This window comes from Chengkuizengella sp. SCS-71B (assembly GCF_040100845.1).
Lineage (GTDB): Bacteria > Bacillota > Bacilli > Paenibacillales > KCTC-33759 > Chengkuizengella.
The window spans coordinates 2,951,636-2,965,880 of record NZ_JAZHSH010000001.1 but is presented as its reverse complement, the minus strand read 5'-3'; the positions used below and the strand labels follow the sequence as shown (position 1 = coordinate 2,965,880).

Annotated in this window: 7 protein-coding genes; 6 read left to right on the top strand and 1 reads right to left on the bottom strand. The window is 33.1% G+C overall.

The window, feature by feature from the left end; translation table 11 throughout:
- Positions 1 to 105 precede the first annotated feature (105 nt).
- Positions 106 to 897 carry a TIR domain-containing protein gene (locus tag VQL36_RS14520; protein WP_349250012.1) on the top strand — a complete coding sequence of 264 codons (792 nt, stop codon included), beginning with the start codon at positions 106 to 108 and terminating at the stop codon, positions 895 to 897.
- Positions 898 to 1,163: 266 nt separating this feature from the next.
- Positions 1,164 to 2,591: a kelch repeat-containing protein gene (locus tag VQL36_RS14515; RefSeq protein WP_349250011.1), complete on the top strand. Its 1,428-nt coding sequence runs from the start codon at positions 1,164 to 1,166 to the stop codon at positions 2,589 to 2,591.
- 107 nt (positions 2,592 to 2,698) lie between these two features.
- Here the strand turns inward: VQL36_RS14515 and VQL36_RS14510 are convergent, their stop codons facing one another.
- Positions 2,699 to 3,841, bottom strand: a complete 1,143-nt coding sequence (locus tag VQL36_RS14510; RefSeq protein WP_349250010.1) for a hypothetical protein — start codon at positions 3,839 to 3,841, stop codon at positions 2,699 to 2,701.
- A gap of 42 nt (positions 3,842 to 3,883) precedes the next feature.
- Here VQL36_RS14510 and VQL36_RS14505 point away from each other — a divergent pair, with 42 nt between their 5' ends.
- The 4 genes from VQL36_RS14505 to VQL36_RS14490 all read left to right on the top strand — a co-directional run bounded on the left by VQL36_RS14505 (position 3,884) and on the right by VQL36_RS14490 (position 14,244).
- The gene (locus VQL36_RS14505) at positions 3,884 to 4,075 is read left to right on the top strand and encodes a hypothetical protein (protein ID WP_349250009.1); all 192 of its coding nucleotides are present in this window, start codon (positions 3,884 to 3,886) and stop codon (positions 4,073 to 4,075) included.
- A 191-nt stretch (positions 4,076 to 4,266) separates the two neighbouring features.
- The gene (locus VQL36_RS14500; protein WP_349250008.1) at positions 4,267 to 4,740 is read left to right on the top strand and encodes a hypothetical protein; all 474 of its coding nucleotides are present in this window, start codon (positions 4,267 to 4,269) and stop codon (positions 4,738 to 4,740) included.
- A gap of 465 nt (positions 4,741 to 5,205) precedes the next feature.
- The gene (locus VQL36_RS14495) at positions 5,206 to 7,446 is read left to right on the top strand and encodes a hypothetical protein (protein ID WP_349250007.1); all 2,241 of its coding nucleotides are present in this window, start codon (positions 5,206 to 5,208) and stop codon (positions 7,444 to 7,446) included.
- A 33-nt stretch (positions 7,447 to 7,479) separates the two neighbouring features.
- Complete coding sequence (locus VQL36_RS14490) at positions 7,480 to 14,244, top strand: S8 family serine peptidase (protein WP_349250006.1); 6,765 nt, start codon at positions 7,480 to 7,482, stop codon at positions 14,242 to 14,244.
- The last annotated feature ends 1 nt before the right edge of the window (position 14,245 follow it).

The following is a 14,245-nucleotide window of genomic DNA, read 5'->3' as shown; positions in this document are numbered from 1 at the left end:
TTGTGTGAATTCAACACAATATAAGATATGGGTAATTGGAAAAGAGTATATCAATAATATGGTAATATAAATGAAAAGATTAAAACTGTAAAAGGTGGGGATTATTTGAAAGTTTTTATTAGTTGGTCAGGTGAAAGAAGTAGAGAAGTAGCTGCTTTTCTATATGAATGGTTACCATGTGTGATTCAAGCCACTAATCCATGGATGTCCAGCAAAGATATTGATAAAGGGAGTATATGGTTTAATGAAATAAATGATGAACTAAAGGATACCGCAGTAGGAATAATTTGTGTTACTAATGATAATAAAAATAAACCATGGATTTTGTTTGAGGCAGGGGCATTACTAAAGGGATTGACATCAAATAGAGTTATTCCTTTATTAATAGATCTGGAAGTTAAAGATATTGAAAGCCCACTATCTCAATTCAACGCTACTCTCCCTTCAAAAGAAGGCATATTAGGATTAGTTAAAACTATTAATAATGAAGTAGAAACGAACCGATTAACGGATAATATACTAGAAAACATATTTAATACATTTTGGGGTCAATTTGAAAATAGGTTTCATGAAATATTACATAATACGGAATCAGAAAATATAGTTGAGAAAAGAAGTGATGATGAAATTCTTTCAGAAATTCTCACCACTACAAGATCACTAGATAAAAAATTAAGATCAATTGAAAATATTGGACAATATAAAACAACGAACACTAGTAATTTTAAAGCAGTTTCATTAAAAGATGAAATTTATGAATTAATAAACAGTGGATACACTAAAGAAGAAATATTCAATGCTCTAGATTCAAAGTGGCTTTTAACAAAAGAACAATTTGACTATTTATTTATATCAGCTGCTGAAAAGTTTAGAACGGGAGTTTTAGAAAAAAAATAATTTATAATTTGTTTTTGGCAGAATCTTGGCAGAAAGTTGGCAGTATAATCATTGAAATAGATGATATTATTATATTATGAGATATAAAGAAAGGGCGGCTGATACTAGTCGTTCTTTTTTTGTTTGGATAAAACACATCAAAAAGAAAATATTATCTAGTTCATCAGAAAATACACATATTATGCATTAATTTCATGGACATTACAGTTATACTATATTATTCTATCAAAAGATTATTACATAATTTACTATAAGGTGGTAGAAAGATGAAGAAATCATTTAAAGTTTTATTGTCAGTTGTTTTAGCTATGGTGATGTTGTTATCTGCTGTTCCTGTTTTTGCAGCAGAAGAAGGAGTTTGGAAGGAAAAAGTGCCAAAATTATCATCAAATTATATTTTTGGTAAAACTGTTTTAGATGGGATGATATATGTTATTGGAGGGTCAGTTGATAACATTTCACAAAATACAGTTCAAGTTTACAATCCAGAAACAAATACCTGGGAATTTAAATCTCCAATGTTAACAAATAGAAAGAGCCTTTCTGCAGTTACTATAAATAATAAAATTTATGCTCTTGGTGGGCAATCTGATGATGGTCATTCATTGAATGTTGTTGAAGAATATGATCCCCAAACAGATACATGGATACCTAAATCTAACATGCCAACAAAGAAGCATGATTTTGCTTCAGTAGTGTTTGAAGGCAAGATATACACATTTGGTGGAGTGAGCTTTGCAGATCAACCAGGTAGTGGACCAGTTCTTGATATAATAGAATTATATGATCCAGAGACTGATACTTGGTCAAAACTTTCTAATAGAATGCCATCAGGAGAGAAATTATTTGAAGCTGTAACGATTGAAAATAAGATTTTCATGGTATGGGATGGAGGAGAAATATATGAATATATTGTATCTCAAGATGTTTGGGAGAAAATATATTCTCCCATTGAAGATGATGGACTTAGACATCAGTATAATATAACCTCTTTAGCTGAAAAAATATATATTACAAGGAATACAAATTCAAATGATTCTCAATATGTATATGAGTTTAACACAATAACAAATAAATTGAGTATTCATTCAGATCTTCCAATAGTTACACTTTATGAAATATTAAATGTTAATCAGAGGTTATTTCTATTAAATTCTACAGCTACTTATATTTATAATGATAAATTAGGCTATCCACTAAACCTAACAGCAGAAGCAGGCGATTCACAAATAACTCTATCATGGAATCTAGTAGAAGGTGCTGACAGTTACACAGTAAAAAGATCAACAACACAAGGTGGTCCATATGACATCATAGCAGAAGGTGTATCTGAGACATCTTATCTTGATACAGACGTGATAAATGGAACCACTTATTATTATGTTGTTTCCGCAGTAAACGCAGCGGGAGAAAGCGGAAACTCAAATGAAGCATCAGCAACTCCAGAAGCATCAGCAAGCGTAAACAACAATAGAGCAATCCTAGTAATTGTATTAGAAAACGGACAAGAAAAAGAATATGATGTAACAATGAGTGAAGTTGAGGAGTTTGTTAATTGGTACCAAGGCAACTTAACAGTAGCATATGCCATAGAAAAGACAGGTAATGTTGGACCATTCTTAAACAGAACAGATTACATTATTCATGATAATGTACTTACATTTGAAGTAAATGAATATGAATTAACTCAATAATATATTAGCTTAAGGGGAGCCTCGAAAGGGGCTCTTTTTGTCATACGTTTGCCACTATATAGTGAAGGGTAATAAAATGGGCTGCAGTTTTAAGCAGCCCATTAGAACTATTCATCGTTATTTATATGGTTATTGAGAGCTTTCCAAAAAATCACTCTTAGCTTAAATTCTTTTTCATCATCATCGACATCTAGTTCATGTAATCTGCCAAAAAACTGCAATAAATTATAAGTGTTCAGTCTTGCTATATCTAGATATTCTTTTTCAAACTTTTCGTATTTTGTTTTACCTACTATAATAGATATTTCGCGAGTCAGTTTGTAGGCAAATTCATCAGTTACTTTTTCATTTTTTGCAATCTTAATGGTTTCGAGAACAGTTTCTAAATGTTCATTTAAATTTTGAATTTCTTCTAATTTTTCAATAATAGGTTCTACTGATTTACCACGATGATAAATAGAGATTGGCTTATCTAAAATTAATGAAGTTTGAGAATTATCTTCATTTGTTAATTCAAAAGTAGGGTGAAAACCAACAGTTTTATCTTTAGTTTCACTGTTAAGTACAGTGAAACCATATGTTAGGGTTCCAACATCAGGGATTTCTATTTTATCCTCTGAAAATATGTTTAATTTCATCTCAGAGTGTTTTAAGGAATAACTTTGAAGGTTAAACTGTAAATTAAGCTTATTCAATGCGTGGCATGTAATGTAAAGCAAAGCATGATTATCAATTGGTCTGTATTCTGTAGATGCAAAACATCGAACAATATATTTCCCTTCTTCTTTTACAGTACGAATTAATATTTCTCGATCCGCATCTAACTTTCTGAACCAGTAATCAAAAATATATAAGATGTGTTCAAAGTGATCTGTAGTATCATCACTTAATAAATGCGCCATGTACTTATTTAATTTCATAGGCTCAAATAACTGAGCTATAGCATCTGAAGTAGTTTCAAAATCTTGTGAGACCTCGTCTAGTCTAATTAATAATTGCCTATTATCATTCTTATCTTTAGTTATACCTTCAATCGAAATTTGAGAACGAGTTTTTGTGAAATCTTCTTTTGTCCAGTAAGTTTTTGGGATGAGTAGTTCGAAAGGTTGTTGTATACCTGTTATGTTTAGTGGAGAGTCATCAAAAGAATACTCTTCTCCATCAAATGATTCAAACACTAACTGATCGAATTCTGAAACTCTATCAAGTAACCGGACTAACTCTTTTTTAGTTACAAAATCATCACTCATAAATAAAAAATCCTCCTCTAGTATAGAAAGTTGGTGAATATTATGAAAATTCTAAAAGGTGACTTCATAGAAATGCTAAATAAAAAAACATATGAAGTATTAGAAGGTGAATCTTGTTGTGGTTCAGAAGGTGAGTTAATCTTAGTTGAAGTCGATGATGATAACAGACATATTGGCAAAGCTTTCGAATATCACTTGACAGATGGTTCGCCAATATTTGATGTTATTAGGTAAATAATCACATAAAACGACATAAAAATGTAATTACTTTAAAATTTATAATAAAATTAAACATTTGTAAATAGGAAGGGGCGCATGTAGCGCTCTTTTTTACATTCCAGCCCATAGATAAGAGTCCAAGCAACTTCTTTAGATTATTCATAAGATAGGATAAACGGATAATAATAAAGTTGGGAGGTAAGTTTATGGGATTAAATAAAGGACCTTTTGTAATAGCTCAAAGTTTTTCGGTAGAGAACCCATATGGTGGTGAAGGATCAATCGAACTTCCCTTTCCTGATCCTGATGAAGTTCCTGTGGTTGTAGCTACAGTTGATGTTTGTGTCCAACAACCACAGAAAACTCAAGTATCAATTGATTCAATGACCCAAATTGCTGTTATAGGTAATCCAGGACTTGATTCTATATCTTTTGAAGTGAAATATGAGATCTTGCGAAATGGCACTACCATTGCAACAATAAATGATGAAATGGATTATGCAAAACCTAATTCTATTGAATTTAGACATACAAACTTTCCAAACTTTCCTTTAGTAGATGAAGATCCGGATCCTGGAATCAATAAGTATGATCTTAGATGTACATTTTTATCATTCTTCGGTGTGAATTCTATCTTTGCTGGCTCTAGAAGTCTTAAAGCCACAGTAATAACAATATAGAACTAAAGTTTAAAAATAAAATTTTATGATTAAACGGTTAACAGAAAGGGCGTAGAAATACGTTCTTTTTTTGTTGGGAAAATATCATCCATTGTGCTAGGGGAGGGAAGCAGGATGATAAACAATAGGATCAATTATTATTCTTACAAGTGCTACATGTTAGAAACAATATAATAGGATAGCAAAACGATTTATAGATAATAAGAGAAAATTTATTAGTTCTTCTTAATATTTTATATGTTAACTTTTTATGAAAGTTTTTTAAATTGTTTAATTCTAGATCCTCGCAGCCTCAGAATGAAATTATTTCCATTGGAATATGAAAGAGATTTATATATGATTTAAAGGTAAATAAATGAAAGTTTTAGTAAATGAAGGAGGGATTGGTTTTAAGAAGGATAGATAAGAAGTTTAATAGAGAATTAGATTATTACATAATAACTTAAATATTAGGAGGAATGAATGTTGATTATTAAAAAATCAATAGTTTTGATGTGCATATTTTTATTGGTGTTTCCAACCTTAGTAATATCTAATGAAATTCAAGAAGAAGTTACGAAGAAATTAGTTTTTGGAGAAATTGATGAAGTTAATCAATTAAAACCTCAAAAGAATAATATGACTAGTTCTTCTTTGACTTTAGCTCAGCGAGATGTAAGAAAAAGCCACATTAGTGCAGGAGGTAATTTTACATTAGGTCTGAAAAGTGATTATACTGTAGCAGCTGTAGGATCAAATTCTGATGGTCAAGTCACTGTGGGTCATTGGAGAAACATCATGCACGTGAGTGGAGGAAGTGATTTTACGGTTGGTATAAAATACGATGGAACTGTACAGGGAACTGGGGAAGGAGAAAATGGTCAATTACAAGTAAGTAGCTGGGAAGACATTGTTGATGTGGATGCAGGTAGATCACACACAGTAGGTTTGAAAAGCGATGGCACTGCTCTGGCTGTAGGCTCTGGTGGTTCTGGTCAAAAAAGAGTAGAAGACTGGACAGATATCGTACAAGTAAGCGCTGGAAGCGAACATACTATGGGTTTAAAAAACGATGGAACAGTCGTGGCTGTGGGATCCAATCGATATGGTGAAGTAGATGGAGTAAGTAACTGGAGCAACATTATACAAGTAAGTGCAGGAAGCAATTTTTCAGTAGGTTTAAAAAGCGATGGTACTGTTCTGGCTGTTGGAAATAATATTTATGGTGCTATAGATGTAGAAGACTGGACAGATATCGTTCAAGTGAGTGCAGGATTGGTTCATACAGTAGGTTTAAAAAGCGATGGAACAGTCGTGGCTGTGGGGTCGAATAGTTTTGGTCAAGTGTCTGGAGTGAGTAACTGGACAGACATTGTCGAAGTGAGTGCAAATGGAACCAATCAAACAATCGGTTTAAAAAGTGATGGAACAGTCGTGGCTGTCGGAATGGATAACTATGGTCAAGTGTCTGAAGCTAGTAGCTGGACAGATCTGAAAATTCCTCCTCCTTTTCAGCCTACAAATTTAATAACAGCATCTACTGACTCACAAGTACAAATTTCATGGGATAAAATAATTGGAGCAGATTTATATAATATAAAACGATCTACTAGTTTAGAAGGACCTTATACAGTTGTTGGAAGTGGAATTATAGAAACACAATACATAGATTTGGAGGTCATCCATGGTACAACGTACTATTATGTGGTTAGTGCAGAAAATAACAGTGGAGAGAGTCGAAACTCAAATGAAGTCAGTGCAGTAACTTTACCAACTGTTCCAACAGGATTGTCAACAACACCAGAAGGTGGGGATGGGGTTCAACTGAATTGGATTGAAAGTATAGGGGCAGAAAGTTATACAATCATGCGTTCAGAAGTAAGTGGAGGACCTTATACTACGATAGAAAGTGGTATTTCAACAACCAGCTATGTAGATACAAATATATCCAAAGGAATTACGTATTATTATGTGATCAAAGCAATAAATAACGCTGGGGAAAGTGAAACCTCAAATGAAGTAATGGCCATAACAATTCCAAGTCCACCATCTGATTTATCTATAACTTCTGGAGATAGAAAGGTTCAAGTACAGTGGGACGATAGCATAGGAGCAGAAAGTTATACAGTTATGCGCTCTGAAGCAAGTGGTGGACCTTATGTAACGATAAAAAGTGAGATTCCCACAACTAGTTATATAGACACAAGTGTAACTAACGAAAATACTTATTATTATGTAGTTAGTGCAGTAAATGGTGGTGGAGAAAGTGATAATTCTGAAGAAGTTAGTGTTGTACCTTTTCCAACAGAAATTCCATTAACCCCATCAGGAATTACTACAGTTGTTGGAGATGGTGCTGTAAGGATTAGTTGGAATGTATCTACAGGAGCAAGCGCTAGTAGTTATACTGTAAAACGATCATTGATTTCAGGAGGACCATACACCATAGTAGAGAGTGGTTTACAAACAATGAATTATATAGACTACGACGTATCCAATGGTACTACATACTTTTATGTGGTAAGTGCAATAAATCGTAATGGGGAAAGTGATGACTCAGTAGAGGTAATTGCAATTCCAGAATTTAACGGTACATTCTTCGGATCTTTTACGCACATTTATGATGAGGAGGATAGACTTACTTCAGTTATACTACCAAATGGGCAAACAATGGTGTATGAATATGATCATAATGGTAATTTAAATAAAAGTTACATTTTAGAATAGATTTTTGGCCATTTCAAAACAGGAGGAAATATAGTGGATTCAAAAAAAGTTATAGTATATATATGTATCTTTTCTATGATATTTTCAAATCTATCTTATGCAAATCCAAGTGAACTATTAATAGAAGAACCAGTTACTTCGTATTTAATAGGTTTAAATGATGAAGTTTCTGCAGATGAATTTAAGGAAATAAAATTAAAAGATAAAAAGACTAAGAAAATTAAAACAAAAAAGGAAGATCTCATCGTTGCTGAATTAACTGAAGCAGAGTTATTAGAAGTAACAAACGATGATGAAGTTTTATTTGTAGAAGAAAATGCAATCGTTGAAGTTGCATCCATAGATAAACCAACAAAGAAAGATGTAGACGAAAATAATCAATTGCTTCCTTGGGGGATTCAAGCTATTGGGAGTGATATTGCTTTTAAAAATAAATTCGATGGTAAAAACGTAAATATAGCCATTTTAGATACAGGAATAGCTGACCATTCTGATTTAAAAGTGAAAGATGGGATTTCTTTTGTAGAAGGTAAATTATTTGATGAAGATGACCAAGGACACGGAACTCACGTTGCTGGAACCATAGCTGCACTCGATAATAGATTAGGTGTTTTAGGGGTTGCTCCTGGTGCTGATCTCTATGCAGTGAAAGTACTTGATGAAGATGGAAATGGCTCTTATGCTCAAGTCATTGAAGGGATTCAATGGGCAATTGATAACAAGATGGATATTATCTCTATGAGTTTTGGTGGAAAATCCTATAGTCAAGCACTTCATGAAGTGATAAAGACAGCAGAAGACGAAGGGATCTTGGTGATATCTGCAGGAGGAAACTTAGGTGAAGGTAATAATACGTTATTATATCCATCATTGTTTCCAGAAGTCATCTCTGTTGGAGCGGTAGATAAAAAACTGGAGAGAGCAGATTATTCTAGTACAGGATTAGAACTTGATTTAGTGGCTCCTGGTACTTCAATTTTAAGCACCTTGCAAGATGGAAATTATGGCGAAATGACAGGGACGTCCATGGCTGTACCTCATGTAACAGGTGCTGCAGCACTTATTTGGGAATCAGATAAGAAGCTGACAGCTGATGAAGTGAAAAATATATTATACAATTCAGCAACACCATTAGGAGATAAGCATCGATATGGTTTTGGTTTGGTAAATGTAGCTAAAGCGTTAGAGTTAATTGATCAATCGGCACAAGGAACAGAGGATGCAATTGAAAACCTAGGGGAAGAATTAACAGAATCTGAAGAAAATATTGAAGAAGAACTTATAGATTTACCTATAACTGAAGAAGATTCTAAGGGATTTTCTTCAAAAGAAAGAATAGACGTTCCTGAGTTAAGAGGAGATCTCTTATTAATTGCAGCTTATTTTTATCCAACATATATAAATCAATTAAATGAAGTTGAAAAATTTGAGCTATTCAAACTAGATACGGAATTGTTGAATAAAAAAATAGCATCATTGAATTCAACAGATTTTAACACTTTAGAAGAATTGCTACCAGTAGCGATATCGCAATATAAATATCATACTGATCGAGAAGGTTATATTGAGGAAATACAAAATTTAAAATTAAATAAAGCAAGAGACTCGAACACAAAAGAACTAAAAGAAACATTCTCAAAGGCTTCCGTACCAGAAGATTTTACTTTTTCCGATTTTAACAATGAATATACTTATAAGATAACAACAGATGACTATGTAGATTCACTATATAGAACGGCAAATCGGAGGGTAACCGATGTATACTTACCTGGAAAAAATGGATTTGACTTGGTTCTTCAAAGACATTACAACTCACTTGAAAGTAAAGTGAAGGATCCACGTGCAACTTCAACTACTAACAAATCCGATGAGATTAATCCAGAGGATGTTATGAGTGGGTTTATTGCAAATGGGTGGAGTTTAAATTTGCCGTATTTGGAATGGGAAGATATTAAAGGTGACATCATAAATGACACTGATTATCTTGGAACAGATAGTAATGATGATAAAGTATATGAAAGCAGTTATAAATTTGAACTGAATCCTTTTACCAAAATGGTATTTACATTAGAGGATGGAAGTTCATACGAATTTCGAAGAACCAACTACGATAATCCAAACTATCCAACAATTGAACTAGTGGATTATCCTTATGGAAACAATGTGAGTTTTGAAGTTCTACCTCAAGGTGATCAATTTTGGAAGGGATTTAACTTTGAGAACGGTCCTGATAGATGGGATTATGAAGCAGGATGGGATGTTGAACAATATAGATTTGGTATTGGTAATATAATGTATGAATTTGATGCGGACGGAAAAATCCTAAGAAAGTATGATCGGATTCTAGATGATGAACTAATTTTTGAATACGATGATGTGAACAATAACATTACAATTTCTGACTCTCTTGGAAGAAGAGTCTCAATATATAGAAATAATGATATGGTTATTTATCAAATTAGTGTTTTTGATCGTAATGGGAGTACACTGAAAGAAATTCATTATAAAACGACGAACAGAACGGAAGATATCACGTATAGAAGGTATACTTCCAATTTCACGTTTCCAAATGACATCATAACGGAAAGTATTTCTTATTGGCGACTAGATGAAGTGAATGATATAGATGGAAATGTATTGGAAGCTTATAATTATTACCCTATTGATTCAACAACATTAGCTGATTTCAATCTTATTTTAAAACCATATGCTCACTATACAAAGGAAAGCGATGGGAACAGGATCAGAAATCATTTAGACTATGACGAATATAAAAACAGAATTGATTATTGGGAATCAGATAGAGTATTAATAGAATTAGATGAAGTTTATGATACACAATGGCAAGATTATGCGGAAATCCCATATTTATTATTAAAAAATGTTTATTTCAATAATGGAACGATTATGAAATTTAATTATGATCTGTATGATCCGTTTTGGGATGATGATTATTTTGAAGGGAATCAGGAGATTGGATCGGCTGAAGAACAACGGAATACAACCAAGCTTTTCATTGACCGTTATGCATTACAGCACATCTCCTATCATGCAGTAAACCGAATTGATTTTATGTATGAAGATCCTGTGAACTCTTCTTCTATAAACTATGTGGAATATGCTAAACTTCATCAAGATCATGGTTGGAACTTCAAAGAATATTGGAAAAATAGTCAAATTGAGATTCCAAGATTAAGAAATTCATCTCGATTTGGTGATCGACAAACGAATAAGGTTTCAAGTTCCACTGGGGAAGAAAATTTCTATTACTATCAAAATAATGGGACTAGATTTTTACTAACATCAACATGGACAAGAGATTTACAAGAGAGTGAACTTCAGTTCATAGAAGATGAAAAATATTTTTTATCACAACCAGATGTTGTAATTGCTTATGATTATTCAGGCGATCATATTCAACCCACTACTGTATATCGGTACTCAGACGACATACCTGATTATGAGGAAGTAGTACAAGAAGTAGATGAAAGATTTATTATGAATGTAAAGAACGTACAATTTCCAGAGATTCCTTATCCTGAGGTGAATGTACAAGCCCATTACTTTGAATACGATAATTATGGGGAATTAAAACAAGAAGTTGATCCACTAGGAAATACAACTGTATATGAATACACAGGTAATTTTCATCAACTCTCAAATATAAACATCCAATCACAAGATGGTTTATTTACGTATCAAAAAGATATCGTTTACGGTAGTAGTGGAGCTCAAAATGATTTACCGGAACTTGAAACAGAAATATACACGTATCAAGATCCTTTTCTTCCAACTTCAAATAAAACAGATACTCTTAAAAAGGAGTATGTTTATGAAGATCAGTTATTGAAGAGTTTAACAAGTTATGCATCTGGAGATCAATTTGGGAATGAAAGTATAGTTTCAGATAAGGAGTTTACTTATACAGAGGATGCAAAGTTAAAAACTGAAACTTCAAAAGTTACCTTAGAAGAAGGTCAAAGTCCAACATCTTTAACCATTCAATATGATTATAACGAAGAAGGTAACTTAAGAGAAATCATCTATTCAGATACAAGTGAAGTCGAATATGAATATGACTATCTAGACCGCATTACATCTTACAGCCAAGTGCCATTTGGTGGAGACATTCGAACCACGACTGTTGACTACGTTAACGATGAAAGAAAAGTAACTGTAAATACACCAGATGGTGAACAAATAGAGAGCTTTTATAATCCATTTGGCTTAAATGTAAAACAAGTCAGAAATGTAAATGAAGTATCAAAAGTCATCAACGAAATAGAATCTAATGATGGCATCATTACAGATGCAACCAAACCTTATGGAAATAGTGATTTAGGAACCAGTTATACGTATGATAACTTAAATCGTGTCATGAGCATGGAGGATGCAGAAGGGAACATTACAAGATATTTTTATGCAAACACGGTTCAAGGAGCCGATGGAAAATACACCCTACAACAAACATCCAAAGTGGTTTATCCAAACGGAAAAGAAGAAATCTCATACTATGACGTCAGTGGAAATCTCATAAAGTTTGTTGAACGTGATGTGAATGGAGATAAAGAAAGAATCACAACCAATCAATATTCATCTTTAGGTCAATTACTAGAAACATCCGTCACTTCTGAAGGAAAAACACAAACGAATCAATTCGGTTATGATGGAACAGGGAACTTAATATTCCTAGAAGATGACCTCGGGCAAACCTATAAGTATGTTTATAACCCATTAGGGCAGGTCGTAGAATACTATATCAATAACAAAACTGAGCCTGAGGTTACGAAAATATATAACGAAGTCGGATGGTTATTAACAGAAACTTCTCCATCTGATGATCAAGAAACGTATACGTATAATAACAAAGGTCTGATTGAAACCTTTGTAGATAAAAAAGGTCAAACGTTTACTTATACGTATAGTCCATATAACGAAGTCGAACATATGACGGTGACAGATAACACTGGCCAAGAAGTATTATGGGAAGACTATACGTATGACCCAGAAACAAGATTGCCAACAGAGCTTGCCAATAGTGAAGGGCAAACCCTTTCCTATACGTATGATGAGTGGAAACGATTAAACACACAACAAATAGCTGGGAACACCTATACCTTTAACTATGATGATTTTGATAGACTAAATGCTTTAGTTTACCCTGATTTAAAACAAGTAGATTACACGCATGACAATTTAAGTCGTATTAAAACCGTCTCCTATGACGGTCAATTGATGGGAGACTATGACTATACCATTTCTACAGATGGAACTTCTTTAGCACTCAATTATGAACCTTTATCTATGGGATTCCAAACAGACATCAATCCATTTGGAGAACTGATCTCTCATGAACAAAAAGATACGGGAAGTATTACTTGGGCTGAATCTTTTGGGTATGATGGTCTTGGGAATATTGAATATATCAATCAAAATGGTGAACTCAGTACGTATCAATATGATGATTTAAATCGAATTATTCAAGAAGATGTAGTCGAAGGCATTCAAACTTACACGTATGATGAAAAAGGAAACCGTAAAACAATGGAAGGAACAATGAAACTTCCATTAGGTCCAAGAGAATTTACGTATAATGCACTAAATCAATTAAGTACTTTTAAAGAGAATGATGAGGAAACAACGTATCAATATTATGTAGGTGGACTACGTGCAACCAAAGAAAGTGTAGATGGTGACTTTACAAGATATATTTATTATCAAGGAAATGTTATTGAGGAATTAGATCAAGTAGGAAACCCAACAGCAAGAAACATTTGGGGAAATCAGTTATTATATAGAGAGGACATGACATCTAATTTAGGTGGATATTACTTCTATAACGGTCATGGTGATGTGGTTAAAGTTATCGCTGATGATGGTAGCAAAGATGTATTAAAAGAATATGACTACGATATCTGGGGTAACGTTCTATCTGAAACAAGTCATGAAACAAAAACCTTTGATAACCCATTCCAATATACAGGTGAAATCTATGATGAAGAGTCTGGATTGATCTATTTACGTGCAAGATACTATGATCCATCGATGGGTAGGTTTATTACTGAGGATACTTATGAAGGAACAATTAGTAATCCACTTAGTATGAATTTGTATACGTATGTAAGTAATAATCCGTTAAAATATATTGATCCGAGTGGTCATAGTGCGGTGTGTGGATATGGTGGCTGTGGAGCAGGATTATATGGACCTGATGGGACACATTATATTACTGGGGAAGAGAAGCCAGGAAACAGTGAATCAGAAAGAGCCTTTAGTAGATGGTTCTTTAATGACTTTTTACTTGGCGACTTTTATACATTAGCTGATCCAAATGCTAGTAGAGTAGATAAAGGTGCTGCTATATTCTTTCTCCTTGGAAATAAACTATTTAAGCTAGTTGATGAAGGAATATATTTTTTAACAAAAACAAAGACTAGTGGTGCTGAAGATATATACAGCTTTCAGAAGTATAAGGGATCACTAATGACAGAGGATATTCTTTCTAATTCTAGACCTATAATTAATGGTGGTGACTTAAAGGACTCTAGAGCTATTGCTGAACTAACTAAAGATGGTAGTGATATTAATGATTGGGCAAAAATGTCTTCAAATGCATACGAAACACAGTATGGTAGAGGAGAGTTCCATTTTTATCAAAATCAATTAACAGGTGAAATAAGCTCGTTTGATTCAAAACTTAAGATTCCAAAGCCAAAAAAATTAAGAGAAAATCCAGATGATGAGTATTGGATAATAGATGTAGATGAAAATTTTAATTATGTAAAATTGAGGGATTAGT

Bases quoted from the DNA above. Each gene is read 5' to 3' on its own strand.
- VQL36_RS14515 (WP_349250011.1), top strand. From the start codon at position 1,164: ATGAAGAAATCATTTAAAGTTTTATTGTCAGTTGTTTTAGCTATGGTG.
- VQL36_RS14510 (WP_349250010.1), bottom strand. From the start codon at position 3,841: ATGAGTGATGATTTTGTAACTAAAAAAGAGTTAGTCCGGTTACTTGAT.
- VQL36_RS14505 (WP_349250009.1), top strand. From the start codon at position 3,884: ATGAAAATTCTAAAAGGTGACTTCATAGAAATGCTAAATAAAAAAACA.
- VQL36_RS14500 (WP_349250008.1), top strand. From the start codon at position 4,267: ATGGGATTAAATAAAGGACCTTTTGTAATAGCTCAAAGTTTTTCGGTA.